Source organism: Streptomyces sp. NPDC001068, from assembly GCF_042897315.1.
Taxonomy (GTDB): Bacteria; Actinomycetota; Actinomycetes; order Streptomycetales; family Streptomycetaceae; genus Streptomyces.
In genome coordinates this window covers 124336-148477 of sequence record NZ_JBIAYD010000006.1, presented here as the reverse complement: position 1 = coordinate 148477, position 24142 = coordinate 124336, and the positions used below count along the sequence as shown (strand labels likewise).

Sequence of the window (24142 nt, the reverse complement as noted above, 5' to 3'; positions counted from 1 at the left end):
GACGGCGTACAAAGCGTGATTCTTCTGTTGCGGAATTGACGGGTTCCTTATAACGCCCCCATCGTGTACAACAGGTCTACACCACTCAGTGGTGTAGACCACCACCGATGGAGGAAGTCTATGAGCACCGCCACCGTGCCCGCGGCGGCCCCCGCAAAGAAGCGGGGATCCGGGCTGTTCCAAGGCCTGCAGAAAGTCGGCCGCAGCCTTCAGCTCCCGATCGCCGTGCTCCCGGCGGCTGGCCTGCTGCTCCGTTTCGGTCAGCAGGACATCCACGACAAGCTGCACCTGCCCGACAAGGTCACCGCGGTGTTCGCAACGGCGGGTGGCGCGATCTTCGACAATCTCCCGATGCTGTTCTGCATCGGTGTCGCGATCGGCTTCGCCAAGAAGTCGGACGGCTCCACCGCGCTGGCAGCCCTCGTCGGCTTCCTCGTCTACGCCAACGTCCTGAAGGCGTTCCCGGTCACCGAGGCGAAGGTCCAGGCCGGTGCCGACATAGCGGCTACCTACAACAACCCCGGTGTGCTCGGCGGCCTGATCATGGGTCTGCTCGGTGCGGTGGTCTGGCAGCGCTTCCATCGGACCAAGCTGGTCGACTGGCTCGGCTTCTTCAACGGCCGCCGACTCGTCCCGATCATCATGGCCTTCGTCGGCACCGTCATGGGTGTCTTCTTCGGCCTGATCTGGAAGCCGATCGGTGACGGCATCTCCGACTTCGGCGAGTGGATCACCGGCCTCGGCGCCTTCGGTGCCGGTCTGTTCGGTCTGATCAACCGCGCGCTGATCCCGGTCGGCATGCACCAGTTCGTGAACACCGTCTCCTGGTTCCAGATCGGTGACTTCAAGGACGCCTCGGGCCAGATCGTCCACGGTGACCTCACCCGCTTCTTCGCCGGTGACCCGACGGCCGGACAGTTCATGTCCGGCTTCTTCCCCATCATGATGTTCGGCCTGCCGGCCGCCGCCCTCGCCATCGCGCACACCGCCCGCCCGGAGCGCCGCGCGGCCGTGATGGGCATGATGATGTCGATGGCACTGACCTCGTTCGTGACCGGTGTCACCGAGCCGATCGAGTTCACCTTCATGTTCATCGCCCCGCTGCTGTACGTGATCCACGCGGTGCTGACGGCCCTGTCCATGGCGATCACCTGGGCGCTCGGGGTACATGCGGGCTTCACCTTCTCCGCAGGTGTGATCGACTACGGGCTCAACTGGAACCTGGCGACCAAGCCCTGGCTGATCATTCCGATCGGCCTGGTCTTCGGAGCGATCTACTACTTCGTCTTCCGGTTCGCGATCATCAAGTTCAACCTCCCCACCCCGGGCCGCGAGCCCGAGGAGGAGGTCGAGGACCTCACGAAGGCGTGAGTCGTCCGGCCTTGTCATGACGAGGCCCCCCGCAGCCCGGCGGCTGCGGGGGGCCTTTGTCGTACCAACGGCCCTGAACTCCGTGGTGCGACGTCGTACGGCGGGTCAGATCTCGTAGACGACGCGCGGCGCCGCCAGGTCCACCGGCCCGTCGAACACCTCGCGGGCGTGCGCGAGGTTCACGTCGGGATCGGTCCACGGCGGGATGTGCGTGAGGACCAGCCGGCGCGCACCGGCGCGGGCGGCGGTCTCGCCGGCCTCGCGGCCGTTGAGGTGGAGGTCCGGGATGTTCTCCTTGCCGTGCGTGAAGGCCGCCTCGCACAGGAAGAGGTCGGTGTCCCGGGCCAGCGATTCGAGCGCCTCCGTGACACCCGTGTCGCCCGAGTACGTCAGGGACTTGCCCTCGTGCTCGACGCGGACGCCGTACGCCTCCACCGGATGCCGGACCCGCTCGACGTGGACCGTGAACGGGCCGAGTTCGAACGTGGACGGCTTGACCGTGTGGAAGTCGAAGACCTCGCTCATCGAGGAGGCGGTGGGGGTGTCGGCGTACGCCGTGGTGAGACGGTGCTCGGTGCCCTCGGGACCGTAGACCGGGATCGGGGGGCACGGGCCGCCGTCGTGGCGGTAGTAGCGCGCCACGAAGTAGGCGCACATGTCGATGCAGTGGTCGGCGTGCAGATGGCTCAGGAAGATCGCGTCGAGGTCGTAGAGACCGCAGTGGCGCTGCAACTCGCCAAGGGCGCCGTTGCCCATGTCGAGGAGCAGCCGGTAGCCGTCGGCCTCGACGAGGTAGCTCGAGCAGGCCGATTCCGCGGACGGGAACGACCCCGAGCAGCCGACGACGGTGAGCTTCATGAAGCAGAAACCTCCGTGGGCGGAACACCCGGAACAACCGGGAACTGGAGTCGGAGAACAGAGAGGTGAGCAGGGTCGTGCGGTTTGTCGAGCGTAAGGCGCAAAAGGGCGGGTCGCTCCTCCGCCAGGGGCCGTTGTGGGCGAACTCACCTGTGCTGTCACCGGTTCGGCTGGACTAGGGGCGCACAAGGATCGCGTAAGGGCGCGCATTGAATATCTCGCGCCGGTAACGTCGTCGTATGGACACGTCATGGTGGCTCGCGCTCGCGGCAGTCGTCCTGCTGGCGCTGGTCGCCACGCTCGTGGACGGATGGGGCCGGGGCCACCGTCCTCGCGGGCACCGCACCCGCCCGCCGGGGCATCCCGGGGACACCCGGACGCAGACCGGCCGGCCCCGTCCGGGGGACATCTGGTGGGCCAACGTGCCCTACGAGGACGGCCCTGGCGCCAAGGACCGGCCCTGCCTGGTGCTGGCGGTGCGCGGCGACCGGGCGACCGTCGCCAAGATCACCAGCAAGTACCACGACGAGCGGGCCGGTGTGATCCCGCTGCCGCCGGGCTCGGTCGGGGACGCCCGGGGCCGGCCGAGTTTCCTGGAGACGGACGAGCTGCGCGAGGTCTCGGTGTGGGAGTTCCGGCGCCGGGTGGGCGTGGTCGACCCGGTGCTGTGGGACCAGGTCCGGCATCTGGCCCCCTGAGGGTCACTTCACCCTGACGGTGACCTGCCACTCCTGGACGGCCTTGCAGGAGACCCCGCCCGGGGTCGTGGGCTCGGCGCACAGCGGACGGGACGAGGTGAGGGTGACGGTGCCCGGTGCCACGGCGGTGTAGGCGGCGGAGGCGTCCCCGGGCTGGAGCACGATCCCGGCGTTGCCCGCCCGCAGCGCGTCGCCGCTCGCGGTGACCGCCTTCCAGGGGCGTTGCCGGGTGCCGTCGAGGGTGAGCCGGACCTGACCGCCGACCGCCACACAGACCGTGCCGTGGTCGGCGGCGGTGAGTTCCGAGGTCAGGGGGGTGCAGCTGCCCGAGGGGCCGCTCGGGCCGGGGCTGCCGGCCGGTGCGGAGGGGGACGGTGAGGGGGACAGCGCGCCGCTGCCCCGGTCGGTGTTCCCGCTCTGCGAGCCGCAGCCCGCCAGCAGGAGGAGGGTGGCCGCGGCGAGCGAGGTGCGGTGGACCGTCGTACGGCGCATGGGGTGTCCGCCTTTCCGTCGGGGAACGGAACCCTTGTCCCCGGTGTGACGTATCCCCGGGACATACGGATCCCGCACCCGGACGGCTTCCGGGGGCGGGATCCGGTCACGCGGGAGGCGGGGTCAGCCGGTCGTGACGGCGGTGTCGTCGACGACGAAGCTGGTCTGCAGGGAGGAGTCCTCCGCGCCGCTGAACTTCAGGGTGACGGTGGAGCCCGCGTACGAGGAGAGGTCGAAGGACTTCTGGGCGTACCCGGTGGCCTTGTTGAGGTTCGAGTAGGTGGCCAGGGTGGTCGAACCGGCGGTGACCGTCAGCTTGTCGTACTGGCTGCTGGTGGTGGTCTCGGCGGTGTCGACGTGCAGGTAGAAGGTGAAGGTGGCCTTGCAGCCGGCCGGGATCGTCACCGACTGGGAGAGCGTGTCGGTGTGGGTGGAGCCGTAGCCGTCGAGCCAGGCCTTGTAGGAGCCGGCGTGCGCCGCCTCGCCGGTGTCGTTGGTGATGACGCCGCTGGAGGCGGTCCAGGTGGTGTTGCCCGACTCGAAGCCCGGGTTGCCGAGCAGCTGGGCCGAGGTGCAGGTGCCGCCCCCGCCGGTGCTGACGGTCCAGCCGAACGACGCCGAACCGGTGGCGCCGGTGGAGTCCTGGGCCGTCACGGTGACCTGGTAGGTGCCCGCGGTGGACGCCGTGCCGGAGATCAGGCCGGAGCCGCTGATCGACAGGCCGGTGGGCAGACCGGTCGCGCTGTAGGTGAGGGCCGCGCCCGCGCTGTCGGTCGCCGAGATCTGGAGGCTGACCGAGCCACCGGTGGCGGTGGACTGGCTGCCGGGGTTGGTGACGGTCACCGTGTTGCCGGTGCTGGTGCCGGCGGTGAAGGCCGTGGTGCCGTTGGGGGTTCCCCAGCCGGTCGGGCCGTCGTAGCCCGCCCGGGCGGTGCAGAAGTACGACGTCGAGCAGGAGCCGTTGTTGCCGCTGGTGACGTCGTACAGGTTGCCGGTGTGGGAGTACGGGTACTTCGCCGGGTAGTCGGCGGAGCCCGGGGTGCCCGCGAGGGCGTAGACGCCGGCGATGATCGGCGAGGAGGCGCTGGTGCCGCCGTAGACGGCCCAGCCGGAGCCGCCGTAGGTGTCGTAGACCGCCACGCCGGTGGCCGGGTCGGCGACCGCGGAGACGTCGGACTCCATGCGCTTGGTGCAGCCGGTGTCGGTCTGCCAGCTCGGCTTGGCGTCGTAGGCGGAGCAGCCGGAGCCGGTGCCCTCGGAGGAGCTGGTCTTCCACACGGACTCGGTCCAGCCGCGGGAGTTGGACGAGGTGGACAGCGCGGTGCCGCCGACCGCGGTCACGTACTGGGAGGTCGCCGGGTACTCGGCGCCGTAGTCCTCGTCACCGGCGGAGACGGTGATCGCCACGCCGGGGTGCTTGAAGTACGAGGTGTCCTCGCCGGTCTGGGAGGAGGACTCGGAGCCGCCCCAGCTGTTGGAGACGAACTTGGCGCCGAGGGCGACGGCCTCGTTCTCGGCGGTGCCGAGGTCGGTGTCGTTGGCCGAGTTGGCCTCGACGAGGATGATGTTGCAGTTCGGGCAGACCGCGCTGACCATGTCGATGTCGAGCGCTTCCTCGCCGGCCCAGCCGGAGTCGTTCGTGGGCAGCGAGGTGGTCGAACCGGTCTGACTGACCTGCTTGAAGCAGCCGTTGGCCTTGGTGCAGGCCGACAGGCCGAACTGCGAGCGGTAAGTGGCCAGGTCCGAGGCGGCGTTGGGGTCGTTGTAGGCGTCGACCACCGCGACCGTCAGGCCGGAGCCGCCCGTCGAGGGCAGGTTGTAGGCGCTGTGCAGGTTCGAGGGGCTCAGGCCGGAGGGGGCGGCGGCGAGCGCGGAGGCCAGCTGCTGCTTGATGTCGGTCCGGCGCTGCGCGAAGCAGGAGGCCTGGCCGGCCTTGGTGGCGGTGGCGCACAGGTGCTGGGTGGGCACCCTCTGGCCGGCCTTGCCGGTGCCGTGCACGGCCTGGCGGGCGGGGTCGGTGAGGGCCTTGGCGTTCTGGGTGGCCTTGGTGGTGGCGTGGGGTGCCGCGGCCGTGGGCTGGGCGGCCCCGGCGCCTGGTGCCGCGACGAATCCGGAGACGGCGAGGGCGAGGGCGGGGAAGGCTACGGCCAGGAGTCTTCGCAGGCTCCGTCGTGATTCACGCATGGGGGTACTGCCTCCATCGGTGGGGTTACAAGGCAGGCCCGTGACGCGCGTAGCGGCGGCAGAGTGCGCGCAGTCATGAGCATGACACTTCGAACACCCTGGGATGCCGACATGCATGGCATGAACAGGACGGAGGAGAAGCTAGCCGGGTTCGGCGCGGGCCGGTCACCCCCGGAGGAAGATCTTTGCTCCGGCATGGACAGCGCTTAGCCCCCTCATAGGAGGGGGTTGGCGCGTGCATGATGACTGCTATGCCCAGAGCTGACCCTGGAGGGTCGCGATGGCTTCCTCGGTGGTGGCGGCCGTGTAGACCCCGGTCGACAGGTACTTCCAGCCGCCGTCGGCGACGACGAACACGATGTCCGCGCTCTCGCCCGCCTGGACGGCCTTCTTCCCGACACCGATCGCGGCGTGCAGCGCGGCGCCGGTGGAGATGCCCGCAAAGATGCCCTCCTGCTGCAGGAGTTCACGGGTCCGGGTGACGGCGTCCGCCGAGCCCACCGAGTAGCGGGTGGTGAGGACGGAGGCGTCGTAGAGCTCGGGCACGAACCCCTCGTCGAGGTTCCTGAGCCCGTACACGAGGTCGTCGTACCGGGGTTCGGCGGCGACGATCCGCACGTCCGGCTTCTGCTCGCGCAGGTAACGGCCGACGCCCATCAGCGTGCCCGTGGTGCCGAGACCGGCGACGAAGTGCGTGACGGAGGGGAGGTCGGCGAGGATCTCCGGACCGGTCGTCGCGTAGTGCGCCCCCGCGTTGTCCGGGTTGCCGTACTGGTAGAGCATCACCCAGTCCGGGTGCTCGGCGGCGATCTCCTTGGCCACCCGCACGGCGGTGTTGGAACCGCCGGCCGCCGGGCTAGAGATGATCTCCGCGCCCCACATGCCCAGCAGGTCCCGGCGCTCCCGCGAGGTGTTCTCGGGCATCACGCAGACCATGCGGTAGCCCTTGAGCTTCGCCGCCATCGCCAGCGAGATGCCGGTGTTGCCCGAGGTCGGCTCCAGGATGGTGCAGCCGGGGGTGAGCCTCCCGTCCTTCTCCGCCTGCTCGATCATGTGCAGGGCGGGACGGTCCTTGACCGAGCCGGTCGGGTTGCGGTCCTCCAGCTTGGCCCAGACCCGGACGTCGGCGGACGGCGAGAGCCGCGGCAGACGCACCAGGGGGGTGTTGCCGACCGCGGCCGACGGGGAGTCGTAGCGCATGCCGATCTCAGGCCATGCCGCCGGCGACCGCCGGCAGGATGGTGACGGTGTCGCCGTCGGTCAGCTTGGTCTCGATGCCGTCGACGAAGCGGACGTCCTCGTCGTTCAGGTACACGTTGACGAAGCGGCGCAGCTTGCCGTCGTCCACGATGCGGGCGTGGATGCCGGTGTGCCGGGTCTCCAGGTCGTTCAGGAGGTCGGCGAGGGTCTCACCGCTGCCCTCCACCGCCTTCTGGCCGTCGGTGTACTGGCGGAGGATGGTCGGGATGCGGACCTCGATGGCCATGGCTCAGGGCTCCTGTCGGAAAGTCTGGGTGGGTGGGCGCACGGCGGCACGCCGCGGCTCACGGCGGTGCGGCGGCAGCGGACGTCAACAGATGGCGCTGTTCAGCCTGCACAGGTCGACGTGCAGCCGCGCCACGAGCAGGGTGCCCCGCGCCTTGTCGCCCACGTCGTTCAGAACCATGGGGTCATCGTATCGATTCCCGGTGCGGGTTCTGGAGTGTGATCTCGGAGTACGGACACTTTTCGACCACAGGATGAGATGACCTGTCAGGGGCGGGACGCGTGGTCAGTAGGCGTCCACCGTGGTGATCTCCTCCTCCGCGACCTCGCCGTCGACGATGCGGAAGGACCGGAACTGGAAGTCGCCGCCGCCGTCGGTGTCGGCCGTCGAGACCAGGACGTAGTGGGCGCCGGGCTCGTTCGCGTAGCTGATGTCCGTCCGGGACGGGTACGCCTCGGTCGCCGTGTGGGAGTGGTAGATGACCACCGGCTCCTCGTCGCGGTCGTCCATCTCGCGGTAGAGCTTGAGGAGGTCGCCGGAGTCGAACTCGTAGAACGTCGGGGACATCGCCGCGTTCAGCATCGGGACGAACCGCTCGGGGCGGTCCGAGCCGGCCGCTCCCGCCACGACGCCGCACGCCTCGTCGGGGTGGTCCTTGCGCGCGTGGGCGACGATCCGGTCGACGAGTGCCTGGGTGATGGTCAGCATGTCCGCCAGGATAAGCAGAGGGCCGCCCCGTACCGAAGGCTGGTACGGGACGGCCCATATGCCGGACGTCCTGAGCGGCTGCCGCAGGGGGCGCCACGAGTGCTCCCTGCGACGGGACGTCCGAGGGGGGTGGCCGGGAGGGGCCGGGAGGGGCCGGGAGGGGTGCGGGGGTCAGCCCGCCTTCTCCAGCGACGCCCGGTCGTGCCGCTCGGTGATCTCCGGGTTCCGGGACTTCAGGACCAGCCAGCCGACGCCGAGCGCGGCCGCCCAGCCTGCCATGACGTACAGGCAGACCCGGGAGTCGCCGTCGTAGGCGATCAGGCCGGTCACGAAGAGCAGGAAGACGATGGCGATCCAGCTGCACACCGCGCCGCCCGGCGCCGGGAAGGCGGAGGCGGGCAGCCGGCCCGCGTCGACCGCGCGGCGGTACAGGACGTGGCTGATCAGGATCATCAGCCAGGTCCAGATGCCGGCCGCGGTGGCCACCGAGGTGACGTATCCGAACGCCTTCTCCGGGACGACGTAGTTGAGGATCACGCCGATGCCCATGAAGAGCACGGAGACGGTGATGCCGAGCGCCGGGGTCTTGGACGCGGAGAGCCTGCTGAAGACGGCCGGGGCCTCGCGGCTGTCGGCCAGGTTCCGCAGCATCCGGCCGGTGGAGTACATGCCGGAGTTGCAGGAGGACAGCGCGGCGGTCAGGACGACGAAGTTGACGATGCCGGCGCCGGCGGGGATGCCGATCTTCGCGAAGGCCGCGACGAACGGCGAGACGCCCGGGGCGAACTCGGTCCACTTCACGACGCAGAGGATGACGGTGAGCGCGCCGACGTAGAAGAGGGCGATCCGCCAGGGAAGGGTGTTGATCGCCTTGGGGAGGGTCTTCTCGGGGTTCTCGGACTCGCCGGCGGTGACGCCGACCAGCTCGACCGCGAGGTAGGCGAACATGACGCCCTGGAGGGTCATCAGGGAGGAGCCGACGCCCTTGGGGAAGAAGCCGTCGAACTGGTAGAGGTTCGAGACCGACGCGGTGTCACCGGCGGCGCTGAAGCCGAAGGTGAGGACGCCGAGACCGATCACGATCATGCCGATCAGGGCGGTGACCTTGACCATGGAGAACCAGAACTCCAGCTCTCCGAAGACCTTCACGGAGATCAGGTTGACCCCGAAGAGGATCACCAGGAAGACCAGCGCGGTCACCCACTGGGGGACGGCGGGGAACCAGTAGTTGACGTAGATCGCGGCGGCTGTCAGTTCGGCCATGCCGGTGACGACCCACATCAGCCAGTACGTCCAGCCGGTGAAGTAGCCGAAGAACGGGCCGAGGAACTCCCGGGAGTACTCGGCGAAGGAGCCGGAGACGGGGCGGTAGAGCAGGAGCTCGCCGAGGGCCCTCATGATGAAGAAGATGATGCCGCCGGCGAGGGCGTACATCAGGATGAGGCTGGGACCGGCCTTGGCGATGTTCGCCCCGGCACCCAGGAAGAGGCCGACGCCGATGGCGCCGCCGATGGCGATCATCTGGACCTGACGGCTGCCGAGTCCGCGCTCGTACCCCTCTCCCGAGGCTTCGGAGGACTGCTCCGACGTGTCGACCTGAGCGGAGGTCATGTGTGGTGTGCGCCTTTCTCCATGCCGACCCGGGCCTCTCGTCGGCCGCGGATCGGGTTTCGATCCCCCCGGATTGCTGGAGTGGTGCCTGACCGGCTGTTGCCGGTTCGGTGGCGCACCCGGACGGACACGTGGGTGGTGTCGCCGGGCGGTCGTGAAGATTTATCACGACCGCAATGCCGATCACAGGGTTCCGCCGGGAGGGAGTGTGGCGCACACCACGGGAAGAACCGGACAAAACCACATCTGAACGCCCATACCAGGCCGCAACGGTGACTGGATCGTTATCCGGATTTGAGCGTCCTCTGAGCGAACGCAAAAGCGGGACGGATTACGGCATAAGGGTGGCGACCAGGGTCTCCTGGAGGCCGCCGAGCCACAGATAGGCCATCACCATCGGCTTGCGCGCGTCCTCGTCGGGGAGCTGGTACAGCAGGTCGGTGTCGTCCTCGTCGGTGATGTCGAGCCGGGAGCCGATGGCCAGGCGCAGGTCGTTCAGGGCGCCGAGCCACTGCCGGGACTCCTCGGGCGCCAGCTTCAGGACCGCGCCGCCCTCGCCCACCGGGGAAAGCGCGTCCAGGGACCGGATCACCGCGAGCGCGCTCTCCCGCTTGCCCGCCCGGAGGTCGTTCTCGGTGTAGCGGCGGAACTCCGCCGAGTGGGCCTGCTGCTCCTCGGCCTCCCGCGAGGAGCCGGGCAGCCGCTCCGGGTCGCAGTAGGCGTCCGGGAAGAGCCGGCGCAGCACCGGATCGGTCGGCGCCTCGCTCGGACCCTCGGCGAACAGTTCGGCGAGCGGGTCGTCGGGGGCGTCCTCGGCGGGACCGGGACCGATGAGCTCCAGAAGCTGGACGGCCAGCGTCCGGATGATCGAGATCTCGACGTCGTCGAGCGCGACGGCCGCGCCGCCGCCGGGGAGCGGTTCGAAGATTCCTGGCATGGAGAGGGTCGCTGCTTCCGGTCCTGGTCGAGGAGGAGGGGTGGCTACTTCCGGTCCTGCTGGAGGGTCGCCCACAGGCCGTAGCCGTGCATCGCCTGCACGTCGCGCTCCATCTCCTCGCGGCTGCCGCTGGAGACGACCGCCCGGCCCTTGTGATGGACGTCCAGCATGAGCTTGGTGGCCTTGTCCTTGGGATAGCCGAAGTACGTCTGGAAGACGTACGTCACGTAGCTCATGAGGTTGACGGGGTCGTTGTGGACGAGCGTGATCCACGGGACGTCGGGCTCGGGTACGGCGAAGGTCTCCTCCGCCGACTCGGTGCGTTCGATCTCTACGGGAGCGGGTGACGTCACAGGCCCCATGCTGCCACGCGCCCCACAAATCGTCACACTGACGAGATGGGGGTAGCATGCTTGCCCATGAACACAGCGGACCTTGGGCTGCCGGTGGATGTTCCGTCGACGGCGCTCTTCACGGACCAGTACGAGCTGACGATGGTGCAGGCCGCACTCAGGGCCGGTACGGCCGAGCGGCACAGCGTCTTCGAGGTCTTCACCCGGCGGCTGCCGGAAGGACGCCGGTACGGCGTCGTGGCGGGCACCGGGCGGGTCCTGGACGCCGTGGAGAACTTCCGGTTCGACCCGGACGTCATCCGCTTCCTGGCCGAACGCCGGATCGTCGACGAGCCCACCCTGGAGTGGCTCGCCGGCTACCGCTTCAGCGGTGACGTCTGGGGCTACCCGGAGGGCGAGGTCTACTTCCCGGGCTCGCCGGTCATGCGGGTGGAGGGCTCCTTCGCCGAGTGCGTGCTCCTGGAGACCGTGATCCTCTCGATCCTCAACCACGACTCGGCGATCGCGGCCGCCGCCTCCCGGATGGCCTCGGCCGCCGGCGGCCGCCCGCTGATCGAGATGGGTGCCCGCCGCACCCACGAGCTGGCCGCCGTGGCCGCCTCCCGCGCCGCCTACGTGGGCGGCTTCGCGACCACCTCCGACCTGGCCGCCGGCTTCCGCTACGGCATCCCGACGGTGGGCACCTCCGCCCACGCCTTCACCCTGCTCCACGACCACGAGCGCGACGCCTTCCGGGCCCAGGTCGACTCGCTCGGCCGGGGCACCACCCTGCTGGTCGACACCTACGACGTCGCCGAGGCGGTCCGTACGGCCGTCGAGGTGGCCGGGCCCGAGCTGGGCGCCGTCCGGATCGACTCCGGCGACCTGCTGCTGGTCGCCCACCGGGTCCGGCAGCAGCTGGACGAGCTGGGCGCCCGGGACACGAAGATCGTCGTCACCTCCGACCTCGACGAGTACGCCATCGCCTCGCTGGCCGCGGCGCCCGTGGACGCGTACGGCGTCGGCACCCAGCTGGTGACCGGCTCCGGGCACCCCACCTGCTCCATGGTCTACAAGCTGGTCGCCCGCGCCGGGTCCGCCGATCCGAAGGCTCCGCTGGTGCCGGTCGCCAAGAAGTCGACCGGCGGCAAGACGTCCGTCGGCGGGCGCAAGTGGGCGGCACGGCGGCTGGACGCGGAGGGGGTCGCGGAGGCGGAGGTCGTCGGGACCGGGGAGGTGCCGGCCGACCTGGTCGACCAGCAGCTGCTGGTCGAACTGGTGAAGTCCGGGCAGGTGGTCGCCCGTGAACCGCTGGACGCGTCCCGTGCCCGCCACGCGGCGTCCCGGGCCAATCTCCCGCTGTCCGCGACCCAGCTCTCCCGCGGGGAAGCGGTCCTGCCGACGGAGTACGTCCAGGGGCGCTCGGGTAGCTAGAGCGGGTGCCCGCGTACGCGCCCCGCAAAGCCCCCTCCCCTACGCCCCCGTAAGTCTCTACGCTCGGAGGTTCAGGCCGGACCCGCACCCCCGTTTTCCGCGTCTCCCCCTCGACCGTGCCCGAACCGTCCTCGACAGTCCCCCATACCGAATGCGAAGGACACCGACCATGCGCCGCGCCTTGATCGTCGTCGATGTGCAGAACGACTTCTGCGAGGGGGGCAGCCTCGCGGTGGCGGGCGGTGCCGACGTGGCCGCCGCGGTCACCGAGCTGATCGGGCAGGCTCCCGCCGGCTACCGCCACGTGGTGGCGACCCGCGACAACCACGTCGCGCCGGGCGGCCACTTCGCGGACAACCCCGACTACGTGCACAGCTGGCCGGCGCACTGCGTGGCCGGCACCGAGGGCGTCGGCTTCCATCCGAACTTCGCCCCCGCGGTCGCCTCCGGCGCGGTGGACGCGGTCTTCAGCAAGGGCGCGTACGCCGGGGCCTACAGCGGCTTCGAGGGCGCCGACGAGAACGGGGTGCCGCTGGGCGACTGGCTGCGCGCCCGGGAGATCACCGAGGTGGACGTCGTCGGGATCGCCACGGACCACTGCGTGCGGGCCACCGCGCTGGACGCCGTCCGCAGGGGCTTTCGCACCCAGGTCCTGCTGGACCTGACGGCGGGTGTCTCGGAGGAGACGACGGAGCGGGCGCTGGAGGAGATGCGCGAGGCGGGCGTGGAGCTGACGGGCAAGCCGGTGGTGTGACCGCCGCGTACGCCCCCGGGGGTGCCACGGCCGGCCGGTGCGCGCCTGCGCGCCTGCGGGGGCTTGTCGCGCAGTTCCCCGCGCCCCTGAGGTCGGGTGCGGCCCCGGCGATCGGCGGTCCCGCCAGCTTTTCGGCGCCACAGCCGGCCGGTGCGCGCCTGCGGGCCGGTGGGGGCTTGTCGCGCAGTTCCCCGCGCCCCTGAGGTCGGGTGCGGCACCCGGCGATCGGCGGTCCCGCCAGCTTTTCGGCGCCACAGCCGGCCGGTGCGCGCCTGCCGGCCGGCGGGGGCTTGTCGCGCAGTTCCCCGCGCCCCTGAGGTCGGGTGCGGCACCCGGCGATCGGCGGTCCCGGCAGCTTTTCGGCGCCACAGCCGGCCGGTGCGCGCCTGCGGGCCGGTGGGGGCTTGTCGCGCAGTTCCCCGCGCCCCTGAGGTCGGGTGCGGCACCCGGCGATCGGCGGTCCCGGCTTCTGTCCGGCGCGGAGTGGTCAGGCCGCTGCCGATCTTCGTAGCAGGGCTCTGATCGGGTGCCACAGTTCGGTGACGGTGACACCGTTGTCAGGGGCGGTCCGCCATATGAGGCCGTCGGGGTGGTGCAGGACGGCCGTGATCTCGTCCGGGGTCGGCGGGGCCGCGTTGCCCCGCAGGTAGACCGCTCGCATGCCGAGGTTCCTGAGCCTGGTCAGGGCGCGGGCGCGGTTCTGGGCGAGGACCAGTACCCGGACCCCCGAGGTACCCCCGGCGGGGGCGGGGCTGGGCAGGTTCAGTGCCACCACCACGCTGCCGTTCGGCAGCTTGCAGAACCCTCCTGCGGCCATGCGGTCATACCCCCGTACGAGTCGGTGTCAATAAGAAAGCCACAGGACGCACCTAAACACGATCGGCGGCGACCCGCCAGGGGGTCGCCGCCGATACGTCTCTGACCTGCGGATATGTGCGTTACTTCACCGCGGGGCCGACCTGGAGGGACATCGTGGAGCCGTCCTTGGCCTCCGTGACGATGTTGATCTTCGTGTTGGTGTCAGTGATCTTGACACCGCCGGTCGGGTTCGAGGCGTCGTAGTAGTCGCTCTTGTGGTCGTTGAAGACCGACACCCCGGAGGACTGCCTGATCTTGGTCGCCACGTCCGCGTTGTGCAGGGTCATCCCGTCGCTCGCGTAGAGGCTGAACGGCGAGTCGTAGGCCTGCACGCGGTTGCGCATCAGCGTGCCGTTGGACCACTTCAGCGCCGTCGGGTGGGAGTCGATCGGGAGGATCAGACCGGTGCCCGGGTGGCCGCCGTCGCCCAGGTGCGTGTTGTTGTCCGCCTGGGAGGTGTCCCACTTCCAGATCAACAGGCCGTTCTGGTAGGCGTAGTGCTCCACCCAGTCCGGACGGGTCGTCGAGAAGCCGAAGTTGTACGGACCGGTCTTCAGGGTCGTGTCGTACGACACGTACTGGCGGTTCTCCGCGATGTAGTACTGCGCGTAGTCCTTCGTGAAGGACGCGCCGATGCGGGAGAAGCCGGACGCCGTCCACGCCGGGTCCGCCGACTCCGCGTTGTCGGAGAAGAGCGCCGAGCCGTCCGCGGTCACCGCGATCTCGTCGGCCGCGAAGCCCTTGAGGGCGACCCCGCCGTCGGTCTGGTAGCGGAAGCGCAGCTGGATCTTCTGGCCCGCGTAGGCGTTCAGCGGGTACGACAGCTTGGTGTACGCGGCGACCGAACCGGTGAGCGCCGGCTTGTCGCTGCCGTCGCGCGGGATGGCCTGGCCGTCGGCCGTGCCGTCCAGGGCGGTCCAGTTGGCGCCGCCGTCGGTGGACACCTCGGCGTAGAGGTAGTCGTAGCCGGCCTCGATGTCGTACCAGCCGTCCAGGCTCAGCGCCGCCGAGGACTTGCCGGTCAGGTCGACGTCACGGGTCAGCGTGTTCTTGAGGTTGTCGCCGCTGCCGCTCCACCACTGGGTCGCGCCCTGGGCGGGGGTGACGACGGTCGTGGTGACCGCCTTGTCGGGCAGCGAGACCACCAGGGCCTGCTTGTCCTTGGTGTTGTACTCGGCCACGCCGAGCTTGTGGCTGGACTTCTTGCCGGCCTTGGCCACGTCGTAGTTGAGCCAGCCGAGCTGGAGCTTGTCCCAGGCGTTCATGTCGCCGGGCAGGTCGCCGATGGCTTCCTTGCCGGTGCCGAGCCAGGAACCGGAGGACATCAGGGTCCAGAAACCGGTGGAGTTCTCGCCGCCGTCGGTGTCGTACTCGTCCGGCAGGCCGAGGTCGTGGCCGTACTCGTGCGCGTAGACGCCGAGTCCGCCGTTCTCCGGCTGCATGGTGTAGTCGCCGACCCAGACGCCGGTGTCGCCGACCTGGGTGCCGCCGAGCTTGTTGTTCGCCGGGCCGGTCGCGCCGGCGTCGGTGCCGAAGGCGTACCAGCGGTGCGCCCAGATGGCGTCCGTGCCCTGGGCGCCGCCGCCCGCGGACTCGTCCTCACCGGCGTGCACGATCTGGAAGTGGTCGACGTAGCCGTCGGGCTCGTTGAAGTTGCCGTCGCCGTCGTAGTCGTAGCGGTCCCACTGGTCGTACTGGGCGAGGTCGGCCTTGATCGCCGCGTCGGACTCACCGGCCGCCTTCTGGCCGGCGACCCAGGAGTTCAGGCCGTCGCGGACCAGGTTCCAGACGCTGGAGCAGGTGGTGGAGCCGCAGGCGTTGTTGCCGTAACGGGCCTCGTTGTAGGGGACCTTGACCCAGTCGGTGACCTCACCCTGGACCGAGTAGCGGCCCGAGGACTGCTTCTCGTAGTACTTCTTGAGCGACTCGGTCTTCTTGCCGGTGCCGAAGTACAGGTCCTGGAAGTGGGCCTGGTTGTAGTCCTTCTGCCAGGCCGTGGAGTTGTCCTTGGTGCGGTCCGGCTTGGCTATCTGGTTGTGCAGCGGGCCGACGGTACCGCCGTAGCGGGGGTCGGTCTGGTCGCCGAACTCCACCAGGATGGTGAAGATCTTGTCGGTCTTCTCCCGGCCGAGCTCGACGTACTTGCTGTCGCCCTTCTTGCCCTTGAGCTGGACGACCTTGGAGCCGTCCCGGTCCTTGACCTGGGCCTTGCCGGATATGACCTGGTCGAGGGCTTCCTGACGCTGGGCGTCCTGGGTCTTGCTCAGGGGCCCGTCGAGGTCGTGCTCGTCCTGCTTCGTCGACGGGTCCTTGCGGTCGACGGTGGAACTCGTCGGCTTCGTCGCCGCCTGGGCGGTCGCGAAGGTGGCGAAGCCCGCGGATGCCGTCGCGAGGGTCACCCCGATGGCGGCCGCTCTCAACGTCCAAGATCTTCTTGTCACTTGAGGTCCTCCCCTGCGCCGCGCACACGGAAGGGGGGTCCGGATTCATGGAAGGATCCGTGCGCGCACGTTCAACGCGTCGATTCAAGTGACGTCATTTGACTACTGGTTTACGAGAAAAGACAGACCTTGACTTGGACAGTTCAACTGCACTATGCGGAGCCGAAGTTCGCTTTACGGACACCGTGATAGGGAGAGACCCGACGGACCTCGCTCAACCGGCGCGCATATGCCGCCGAGCGCGGTATGCCATGCGACCGTGCGCCCCCTGTGCACCGGTACCGTGGGTTAGGTCACGCTTACCGGACGTTCCTCTCGGGCATGCACGCGAATAGAGTCGAACGGTGGAACGCCCGGAAGCCGGTGGAAAGCAAGGCCGGCTCCCCGTCTCACCCCCACATCTCCCGAGGACACGATTGCCATGCCTCGTCCGACCCCGGCACAGCTCGTCTACGGTTCGTGCACCGTGATCTGCTCGACGCTCGCCATGCTGCTGCTGTCACAGACGAGTTCGGGCATCGGGATCGCGGTCATCGCGCTCGCGGCGCTCGGTCTGGGACTGCTGGTCGCCATGACGGTTCCGCTCCCGCGGCCGCGCACGGTCGCCCGGTCCGAACCCGCCCCCGTCGAAACACCCCGGGAACGGGTCCCCCGGCAGCGGGAGACCGTGGCCGCCGCCACGTCCGATTCCGTCCGGGAGCACACCGCCCCCTGACGCACGTACGCCCGGGAACACCACAGACACCACAAGTGCCACAGGCACCACGAGCGCCACAGGCACCACGAGTGCCACAGGCACCGCGAAGCCGGCGGGTCCGTGAGACTGACGGACCCGCCGGCTGCCTGTGCGCCCCCCCGGTGTCAGTTCCTCGTGCTGACCACGACCGTCTTCGCCGCCTTGTCGTGCAGCCCCTGTTTGTACGGCTTGTCGAAGAAGCTCCAGCCACCGCAGATCGCCGTCCACACGCAGGCGCAGCAGAACGCGAACGGCAGCCACAGCACCAGGGCCCGCACCAGCGAGGTCTGGACCGAGGGCGTGGCGCCGTCGGACAGGTCGGCGACCCGCATGCCGAGCCACTTCTTGCCGAGGGTCCGTCCCCCCTTGACGGTCATCAGGGTGTCGTACCCGACGAACAGGACGGCCGCGACCAGCGACTGGGCGAAGGACTTGCCGACCTCCATCCGGTCGCCGTTCACCTCGTACTCGCGCACTCCGAAGGCCCAGGTGAGCAGCCAGACCACGATGAGCACCAGGATCATGTCGATGATCCGGGCGAGGGTGCGCCGGCCGCTGTCGGCCAGCGGCGGCATCCCGGCCAGCGGGTCGGCGGGATAGCCGCCGGCCTCCCCGCCGTACGGGCCGCCTCCCGCCGAGCCGTAGGGGCCCTCCCCTGCCGCTCCGTGGGGACCGCCGCCGTAGGAGGGCGGCGGGGGCTGCGCGCCGCCGTACGGGGTGTCGTACGGCGAGCCCGGCCCCGGACCCTGTCCCTGGTCCGGCGGGCCGGACGGGGGCTGTTTCCTGAACGGGTCGTCCTCCGGCGGCTGTCCGGAGCCCGGGGGCGGTTCGGTGCTCATGGCCCGAGTGGACCGCGAACCGGACCCGGCCGCATCCGGCGCGGGGCCGTACGGAGTACGACGGCCCGTCAGCCGGCCACGAAGGTGTGGGCCGCCTTGTCGTGCCAGCACTGGTGCCAGGGCCGGTCGAACAGGCACCAGGCGACACCGACGACGCCGATGCCCAGCAGACCGGGCACGGTGTACACCAGCCAGCGGCGCAACGCGACGCCGAAGGCCGGGGGCTCGTGGCCCTCGATGTCCCGCACCTCCAGGCCGAACAGCTTCTTGCCGAGGGTGCGGCCCCACCTGGCGGTGGGCAGCACCTCGTAGAGGACGCCCACGACGACCAGGACGGCGAGCACGATGCCGAGGTAGAGGCCGGTGGTGCCGTCGAGCAGCCAGACGGTCTCGGTACGGCCGGAGAGCTTGGCCGCGTCGATCTTGTCCTCAACGTGTCCGGCCGCCCGGGTGCCCAGCGGTACGGCGGCGAAGGCGGTCAGCACGCCGACGATCAGGCTGTCGACGAGCCGCGCGGCGAACCGCTTGCCGAGCCCGGCGGGCCGGGCCGCCGCCTGCCGCCGGGCGGCCGCCTGGAAGACGTCCTCCACCGGCGGCTTCCAGGGCGCGACCTGCTGATCGCCGGCGAGCCGGTGGACCTGCTGCGCCCAGGAGGACTGGCCGCCGCCGGGCCCGGCGGACATGGGGGTGCCGGAGCCGGGCGGGGACCCGGCGGACTGCGGGGGCACGGCGGGCGCGACGGCCTGCGGGGCGGCGGCGCGTTCGGCGGCGGCCTTCCCGGCGCCGAAGCCTGGGCGGCCGGCAGCGGGAGCGGCGGCCGCCCCCTGCCCGGCGGCGCCCTGTCCCGCGTCCCGGCCGCCGGAGCCGGCCCCGCCGGAACCCGTGCCGGCCGTCGCGGTCCCCGGGGTCGGGGGGTTCTCGGCGCGGATCGTACGGAAGGTCAGCGTGCCGTCGTCCAGGGGCTGCTGCGCGGCCGGCGGGGTGCCCGCGGGGCCCAGCGTCGGCCTGCGGAAGATGAACGTGCCGCCGGAGTCGACGTCCCCCTGGTCCACCGGCGAGATCGTCGCCGAGCCGTCCGTGTGGGACGACCGGCCGTCGGGCCCGGGGGGTGAACCGGCGGCCGCGCGCGGGTCGGTGCCCCAGGGGCTCCCCTCGGCCGTCCAGCCGGCGGCACCCTGGCGCGGGTCCTCGTCGAAGAAGTGCGGTCCGGTCTCCTCCACCACGGGGGTGGCGGGCCGGGAACCGGGCGGCGGGGCGAGCTGTTCACCGCCCGACGGAGCCGGGCGGCTGGTGCCCGGTACCCACGCGGAGCCGTTCCAGTAACGGACGTAGCCGGGGATGGACGGGTCCGGGTAGTAGCCCTCGCGGGGCCGTTCGTCACCGGGTGCCGGGGTAGGGGCGGTCATGTCCGTCGTCCCGTATCTGCTCGGGGGTCGTGTGGGAGGCTCCACATCTATCAGACCCGCGTGCCCGCCACCGCCAGTCCCGCAGGACCCGCCCCTTTCCGGGCATCCCCGTACACGTTCCCGGGACGCGGTGGAAAAAGATTTCCCGGAACCCGCGTAATGCCCGCGGCCCCGGTCCCTCTCCCCCGTACGGGCCGCTCACCGGCGCCCGGACGACCGACCGAGAGGAACGAACGTCATGCAGCACACCGTGGTGGAGCGCGAACTGGAGCTGCGGCTCGTCCTGTCCCCCGAGCGGAGCATCCCGGTCCCGGCCCGGCTCCGTTACCGCTCCGACGACCCGTACGCCGTCCACGTCGGCTTCCACGTCACCTCGGAGACCCCGGTCAACTGGACGTTCGCCCGGGACCTGTTGGTGGAGGGGGTGTTCCGGCCGTGCGGGCACGGGGACGTACGGGTGTGGCCGACGAAGGTGGAGGGCCGCAGCGTCGTGCTGATGGCGCTGAGTTCACCCGACGGAGACGCCCTGCTCGAGGCGCCGGTCCCCCAGGTGTCCGCCTGGCTGGAGCGGACGCTGCGGGTGGTGCCCCCGGGGACCGAGAGCGCACGGCTCGGGCTCGACGACGCGCTCGACCAACTGCTCGCCCGGTGAACGCGGTGACGGATGACGGATGACGGACCTAGAACAGCTTGCCGGGGTTGAGGATGCCCAGTGGGTCGAAGGCGTCCTTCACGGCCCGCTGCATCTCCACGCCCACCGGCCCGATCTCCCGGGCCAGCCACTCCTTCTTCAGGACGCCGACGCCGTGTTCGCCGGTGATGGTGCCGCCGAGCTCCAGCCCGAGGGCCATGATCTCGTCGAAGGACTCGCGGGCGCGGCGGCACTCGTCGGGGTCCCGGGCGTCGAAGCAGACCGTGGGATGCGTGTTGCCGTCACCCGCGTGGGCGACCACCCCGATGGTCAGCCGGTGCTTCTCCGCGATGCGCTCGACGCCTTCGACGAGGTCGCCGAGCCGGGAACGGGGCACGCACACGTCGTCGATCATCGTGGTGCCCCTGACGGCCTCCAGGGCGACCAGGGACGACCGGCGGGCCTGGAGGAGGAGTTCGGACTCGGCCGCGTCGTCGGCCGGGACCACCTGGGTGGCGCCCGCCTGCTCGCACAGCGCGCCGACCGCGGCCAGGTCGGCGGCCGGGTCCGGGGTGTCGAAGGCGGCCAGCAGCAGCGCCTCGGTCGACTCGGGCAGGCCCATGTGCGTGAGGTCGTTGACCGCTTTCACGGTCGTACGGTCCATCAGTTCGAGGAGGGACGGTACGTGCCCGCCCGCCATGATCCGGCAGACCGCGTCGCAGGCGGCGGCCGCGGAGCCGAACTCGGCGGCCAGCACCAGCTGCCGGGGCGGCTTGGGCTTCAGGGCCAGGACGGCCCGTACGACGACACCCAGCGAGCCCTCGGAGCCCACGAACAGCCGGGTCAGGTCGTACCCGGCCACCCCCTTCGCGGTCCGCCGGCCGGTGGACAGCAGCCGTCCGTCGGCGAGGACGACGTCCAGGCCGAGGACGTACTCGGCGGTCACCCCGTACTTCACGCAGCACAGCCCGCCCGAGGCCGTACCGATGTTGCCGCCGATCGTGCACATCTCCCAGCTGGAGGGGTCCGGCGGGTAGGACAGGCCGTGTTCCTCGACCGCCCGGGAGAGGGTGGCGTTGACGACGCCGGGCTCGACCACGGCGATGCGGTCTACCGGCGAGATCTCCAGGATGCGGTCCATCCGGGTCAGGGACAGCACGATGCAGCCGTCGGTGGCGTTGGCGCCGCCGGACAGACCGGTACGGGCGCCCTGTGGGACGACCGGCACCCGCAGGTCGGTGGCGGTGCGCAGGACGTGCTGCACCTGTTCCACCGTGCGCGGCAGGACGACGACGGCCGGGGCGCCGGCCGGGCAGAAGCTCGCCATGTCGTTGGCGTAGGAGCTGGTCACGTCGGGGTCGACGAGGACCGCGTCGGCCGGCAGACCCGAAAGGAGCCGGTCGGTGAGGTTGCCGGTGGTCTCGTCCCGAGGGGCTTCGATACGGCTCATGATCACAGCGTCGCACCCGGGGCCATCGGTGTGAACCCCACCAGCGCCCTCCTTGGGCCGCCGGGGCGCGGTCGTCGTGTTGACGCACAGTGTCGGGCATGTGCGCGCTCGATAACCGACCGTCAGGGCCCACCACCTCGCTGTTCACGGAGCCGGGTCCGCCGCCCCGGCGCCGGGTGCTGCGGCGGCTCCTGGTCGTCGCGCTGGCGGGCGGGGCCGCGGCCGGCGCGGCGCTGATGCTGTGGCCGCAGCAGCCGGCGCCGCACCGCGCCGCCGCGCCCCCGGCGGCCGGGCCCCGGGCCGCGGAGGAACGGGCGCGGGCGCAGGCGCGGGCCGTGGCCCAGGCGGCGACGCAGGCGGCCGTCCTCGACGGCCTTCCCGCCGCGCTGCCCGACCTCGTCTCACTGATCGGCGCGCGCGAGAGCCAGGTACGGGCGCACCCCAAGGACGCGCGGGCCTGGGCGGTGCTCGGGGCGGCGTACGTGGAACGGGGCCGCCGGACCGCCGACACCGCCGACTATCCGCGGGCCGAGCGGGCGTTGCAGACCTCGGTCCGGACCGCCGGGAACAAGGGCGGCCCCGAGGCGCCGGCCGCTCTCGCCGCGCTGGCGAACGCGCGCCGGGACTTCCCGGCCGCCAGGCGGTTCGGCGAGGAGGCGCTCAAGGCGGCGCCGAAGCGGTGGTCGACGTATCCGGCGCTGATCGACGCCTACGACGGGCTCGGCGACTACAAGGCGGCCAGGTCGGCGCTGGACAAGCTGATGGCGCTGAAGGCCGGGGGGGCCGCGCGGCCGGCCGTGATGGCGCGGGCCTCGGCCGTGTACCGGGACCGGGGCTGGCGGGAGGACGCGGCGGCGCAGGTCACGGACGCGGCGGCGGCCGCCGGGACCCCCGCCGAGCAGGCCGCGTATCTGACCCAGGCCGGGGAGCTGGCCTTCGAGCGGGGGGACCGCGACGACGCGCTGCGGCACTTCACGGCGGCGGCGCGGCTGGACCCCGGCCAGGCGGCGGCACTGGCCGGACAGGGCCGGGCGCTGGCCGCGCTGGGCCGCACGCAGGAGGCGCTGACCGCGTACGAGGGCGCCCTCGGACACCGGCCGTCCCCGGACGTCACCCTGGAGCTCGCCGAGCTGTACGAGTCGCTGGGGATGGGGCAGCAGGCGGAGGCGCAGTACGCGTCGGTGCAGACGCGGGCCCGTCGGGAGGCGGACGCCGGCGTCGACGAGGAGCTGCTGGTCGGGCGGTACGAGGCGGACCACGGGGACGCCCAGGAGGCGGTGCAGCGGCTGTCGGCGGAGTGGGAGCGGCAGCCGGGCATCGAGGTCGCGGACGCGCTCGGGTGGGCGCTGCACCGGGCCGGCGACGACAAGGAGGCGCTGGTCTACGCCTCGATCGCGACGGACTCCACGAAGGGCGGCGGGGTCCGCAGCGCGTCGTACGCCTTCCACCGGGGCATGATCGAGCGCGACCTGGAGCTGGACGCCTCGGCCCGCCGCCACCTCCAGGACGCGCTGCGCATCAACCCGTACTTCTCGCCGTTGCAGGCGCCGGTGGCCCGGGCGACCCTGAGCACCCTGGGCGACCAGCCGCCGAACGAGGACGCTCCGCAGTGATCCGCGGCCGGTGGCGACCCGCGTGGTCGGCCACCGGCCCGGCGGGCGGTCGGTTCACAGGTTGCCGCGGCGCTCCTGTTCCCGCTCGATCGCCTCGAAGAGGGCCTTGAAGTTGCCCTTGCCGAAGCCCATGGAGCCGTGGCGTTCGATGATCTCGAAGAAGACCGTCGGGCGGTCCTGGACCGGCTTGGTGAAGATCTGCAGCAGGTATCCGTCCTCGTCCCGGTCGGCGAGGATCTTCAGCTCGCGCAGGGTGTCGAGGGGCACCCGGGTGTCGCCGACCCACTCGCCGAGGGTGTCGTAGTAGGAGTCGGGGGTGTCGAGGAACTCGACGCCGGCCGCGCTCATGGTCCGTACGGTCTCGACGATGTCGTTGGTGTTGAGCGCGATGTGCTGGACGCCCGCCCCGCCGTAGAACTCCAGGTACTCGTCGATCTGGGACTTCTTCTTGGCGACGGCGGGTTCGTTGATCGGGAACTTGACCTTGAGGGTGCCGTCGGCGACGACCTTGGACATCAGCGCGCTGTACTCGGTGGCGATGTCGTCGCCCACGAACTCCTTCATGTTCGTGAAGCCCATGACCTTGTTGTAGAAGCCGACCCACTCGTTCATGCGGCCGAGTTCGACGTTGCCGACGCAGTGGTCCACGGCCTGGAAGGTACGGCGGGCGGGCGGCTCGACGATCGGGGACGCGGCGACGTAACCCGGCAGGTACGGGCCGTCGTAGCCGGTGCGCTCGACGAGGGTGTGCCGGGTCTCGCCGTACGTGGCGATCGCGGCGAGCACGACGGTGCCGTGTTCGTCCTTGAGTTCGTACGGCTCGGCCAGCGGCCGGGCGCCGTGCTCGACGGCGTACGCGAACGCGGCCCGCGCGTCCGGCACCTCGATGGCCAGGTCGACGACGCCGTCGCCGTGCTCGGAGACGTGCCGGGACAGGAAGGTGCCCCACTCGGTCTCCGGCCGGACGACGGAGGTGAGGACGAACCGCGCCGAGCCGTTCTCCAGGACGTAGCTCGCGGTCTCCCGGCTGCCGTTCTCCGGTCCGGAGTAGGCGACCAGCCGCATGCCGAAGGCGCTGGAGTAGTAGTGCGCCGCCTGCTTGGCGTTGCCGACGGCGAAGACGACCGCGTCCATTCCCTTGACCGGGAAGGGGTCGGCCTGCCGGGTGGTCGCGTCGGGAGTGTGCTCTGTGGTCTGCGTCATGGTCGAAGGGTGGCCCCGGCACACAAGGTGCGCAATAGTTCCGGTTTCGAGTGGGCAATATGTTCAGCGGTACGGCCGTATCGCCGGACTTTCTGTACAG

At 70.7% G+C, this 24142-nt stretch carries 23 protein-coding genes; 7 read left to right on the top strand and 16 right to left on the bottom strand.

Going from position 1 to position 24142, the window contains the following annotated elements; all coding sequences use genetic code 11:
• Nucleotides 1-120: 120 nt before the first annotated feature.
• Nucleotides 121-1371 (top strand): PTS transporter subunit EIIC, encoded by a 1251-nt coding sequence (locus tag ACFY3I_RS18280; RefSeq protein WP_390861460.1) that lies wholly within the window; start codon nt 121-123, stop codon nt 1369-1371.
• A gap of 105 nt (nt 1372-1476) precedes the next feature.
• On the opposite strand, the gene ACFY3I_RS18275 is transcribed toward ACFY3I_RS18280, so the two are convergent.
• Nucleotides 1477-2229 (bottom strand): MBL fold metallo-hydrolase, encoded by a 753-nt coding sequence (locus tag ACFY3I_RS18275; RefSeq protein ID WP_365293186.1) that lies wholly within the window; start codon nt 2227-2229, stop codon nt 1477-1479.
• 239 nt (nt 2230-2468) lie between these two features.
• Between ACFY3I_RS18275 and ACFY3I_RS18270 the strand changes: the two genes are divergently transcribed.
• Nucleotides 2469-2927, top strand: a complete 459-nt coding sequence (locus ACFY3I_RS18270) for a type II toxin-antitoxin system PemK/MazF family toxin (RefSeq protein ID WP_365293188.1) — start codon at nt 2469-2471, stop codon at nt 2925-2927.
• A 3-nt stretch (nt 2928-2930) separates the two neighbouring features.
• Here ACFY3I_RS18270 and ACFY3I_RS18265 read toward each other — a convergent pair whose 3' ends face one another.
• The 9 genes from ACFY3I_RS18265 to clpS form a co-directional block, all read right to left on the bottom strand.
• Nucleotides 2931-3419, bottom strand: a complete 489-nt coding sequence (locus ACFY3I_RS18265) for a hypothetical protein (protein ID WP_390861459.1) — start codon at nt 3417-3419, stop codon at nt 2931-2933.
• 123 nt (nt 3420-3542) lie between these two features.
• Entirely contained in the window at nt 3543-5603 is a 2061-nt protein-coding gene (locus ACFY3I_RS18260; RefSeq protein ID WP_390861458.1) for a putative Ig domain-containing protein, read from the bottom strand.
• Nucleotides 5604-5852: 249 nt separating this feature from the next.
• A complete protein-coding gene (locus ACFY3I_RS18255) occupies nt 5853-6803 on the bottom strand; it encodes a cysteine synthase (protein WP_365293192.1) in 951 nt (316 codons plus the stop codon).
• 7 nt (nt 6804-6810) lie between these two features.
• The gene (locus tag ACFY3I_RS18250; RefSeq protein WP_365293194.1) at nt 6811-7089 is read right to left on the bottom strand and encodes a MoaD/ThiS family protein; all 279 of its coding nucleotides are present in this window, start codon (nt 7087-7089) and stop codon (nt 6811-6813) included.
• Between the two features lie 84 nt (nt 7090-7173).
• Nucleotides 7174-7269 carry a putative leader peptide gene (locus tag ACFY3I_RS18245; RefSeq protein WP_350784557.1) on the bottom strand — a complete coding sequence of 32 codons (96 nt, stop codon included), beginning with the start codon at nt 7267-7269 and terminating at the stop codon, nt 7174-7176.
• 105 nt (nt 7270-7374) lie between these two features.
• On the bottom strand, nt 7375-7797 hold the full coding sequence (locus ACFY3I_RS18240; RefSeq protein WP_390861457.1) for a Mov34/MPN/PAD-1 family protein: 423 nt from the start codon (nt 7795-7797) through the stop codon (nt 7375-7377).
• 171 nt (nt 7798-7968) lie between these two features.
• Complete coding sequence (locus ACFY3I_RS18235; RefSeq protein WP_365293198.1) at nt 7969-9408, bottom strand: amino acid permease; 1440 nt, start codon at nt 9406-9408, stop codon at nt 7969-7971.
• A 331-nt stretch (nt 9409-9739) separates the two neighbouring features.
• Entirely contained in the window at nt 9740-10345 is a 606-nt protein-coding gene (locus ACFY3I_RS18230) for a DUF2017 domain-containing protein (RefSeq protein ID WP_365293200.1), read from the bottom strand.
• Between the two features lie 44 nt (nt 10346-10389).
• A complete protein-coding gene (gene clpS / locus ACFY3I_RS18225; protein WP_365293202.1) occupies nt 10390-10707 on the bottom strand; it encodes an ATP-dependent Clp protease adapter ClpS in 318 nt (105 codons plus the stop codon).
• A 57-nt stretch (nt 10708-10764) separates the two neighbouring features.
• Between clpS and ACFY3I_RS18220 the strand changes: the two genes are divergently transcribed.
• Together ACFY3I_RS18220 and ACFY3I_RS18215 are read left to right on the top strand one after the other, a co-directional pair.
• A complete protein-coding gene (locus ACFY3I_RS18220; RefSeq protein ID WP_390861456.1) occupies nt 10765-12111 on the top strand; it encodes a nicotinate phosphoribosyltransferase in 1347 nt (448 codons plus the stop codon).
• A 169-nt stretch (nt 12112-12280) separates the two neighbouring features.
• Nucleotides 12281-12865: an isochorismatase family protein gene (locus ACFY3I_RS18215; protein WP_390861455.1), complete on the top strand. Its 585-nt coding sequence runs from the start codon at nt 12281-12283 to the stop codon at nt 12863-12865.
• Between the two features lie 487 nt (nt 12866-13352).
• Here ACFY3I_RS18215 and ACFY3I_RS18210 read toward each other — a convergent pair whose 3' ends face one another.
• Nucleotides 13353-13682: a hypothetical protein gene (locus ACFY3I_RS18210; protein WP_390861454.1), complete on the bottom strand. Its 330-nt coding sequence runs from the start codon at nt 13680-13682 to the stop codon at nt 13353-13355.
• A gap of 121 nt (nt 13683-13803) precedes the next feature.
• Nucleotides 13804-16164: an immune inhibitor A domain-containing protein gene (locus ACFY3I_RS18205; RefSeq protein ID WP_390861453.1), complete on the bottom strand. Its 2361-nt coding sequence runs from the start codon at nt 16162-16164 to the stop codon at nt 13804-13806.
• A 421-nt stretch (nt 16165-16585) separates the two neighbouring features.
• On the opposite strand from ACFY3I_RS18205, the gene ACFY3I_RS18200 reads away from it, so the two are divergent.
• Nucleotides 16586-16879: a hypothetical protein gene (locus tag ACFY3I_RS18200; RefSeq protein WP_365296873.1), complete on the top strand. Its 294-nt coding sequence runs from the start codon at nt 16586-16588 to the stop codon at nt 16877-16879.
• A gap of 146 nt (nt 16880-17025) precedes the next feature.
• On the opposite strand, the gene ACFY3I_RS18195 is transcribed toward ACFY3I_RS18200, so the two are convergent.
• Together ACFY3I_RS18195 and ACFY3I_RS18190 are read right to left on the bottom strand one after the other, a co-directional pair.
• Nucleotides 17026-17739 carry an RDD family protein gene (locus tag ACFY3I_RS18195; protein ID WP_390861452.1) on the bottom strand — a complete coding sequence of 238 codons (714 nt, stop codon included), beginning with the start codon at nt 17737-17739 and terminating at the stop codon, nt 17026-17028.
• A 68-nt stretch (nt 17740-17807) separates the two neighbouring features.
• Nucleotides 17808-19145: an RDD family protein gene (locus ACFY3I_RS18190; protein ID WP_390861451.1), complete on the bottom strand. Its 1338-nt coding sequence runs from the start codon at nt 19143-19145 to the stop codon at nt 17808-17810.
• A gap of 238 nt (nt 19146-19383) precedes the next feature.
• Here ACFY3I_RS18190 and ACFY3I_RS18185 point away from each other — a divergent pair, with 238 nt between their 5' ends.
• Nucleotides 19384-19797 (top strand): SsgA family sporulation/cell division regulator, encoded by a 414-nt coding sequence (locus tag ACFY3I_RS18185; protein WP_365296878.1) that lies wholly within the window; start codon nt 19384-19386, stop codon nt 19795-19797.
• A 28-nt stretch (nt 19798-19825) separates the two neighbouring features.
• Here the strand turns inward: ACFY3I_RS18185 and ACFY3I_RS18180 are convergent, their stop codons facing one another.
• Entirely contained in the window at nt 19826-21232 is a 1407-nt protein-coding gene (locus tag ACFY3I_RS18180) for an FAD-binding oxidoreductase (RefSeq protein WP_390861450.1), read from the bottom strand.
• Nucleotides 21233-21324: 92 nt separating this feature from the next.
• Here ACFY3I_RS18180 and ACFY3I_RS18175 point away from each other — a divergent pair, with 92 nt between their 5' ends.
• On the top strand, nt 21325-22839 hold the full coding sequence (locus ACFY3I_RS18175; RefSeq protein ID WP_390861449.1) for a tetratricopeptide repeat protein: 1515 nt from the start codon (nt 21325-21327) through the stop codon (nt 22837-22839).
• A gap of 54 nt (nt 22840-22893) precedes the next feature.
• Here the strand turns inward: ACFY3I_RS18175 and hppD are convergent, their stop codons facing one another.
• Nucleotides 22894-24042: a 4-hydroxyphenylpyruvate dioxygenase gene (hppD, locus tag ACFY3I_RS18170; protein WP_365296884.1), complete on the bottom strand. Its 1149-nt coding sequence runs from the start codon at nt 24040-24042 to the stop codon at nt 22894-22896.
• Nucleotides 24043-24142: the final 100 nt, after the last annotated feature.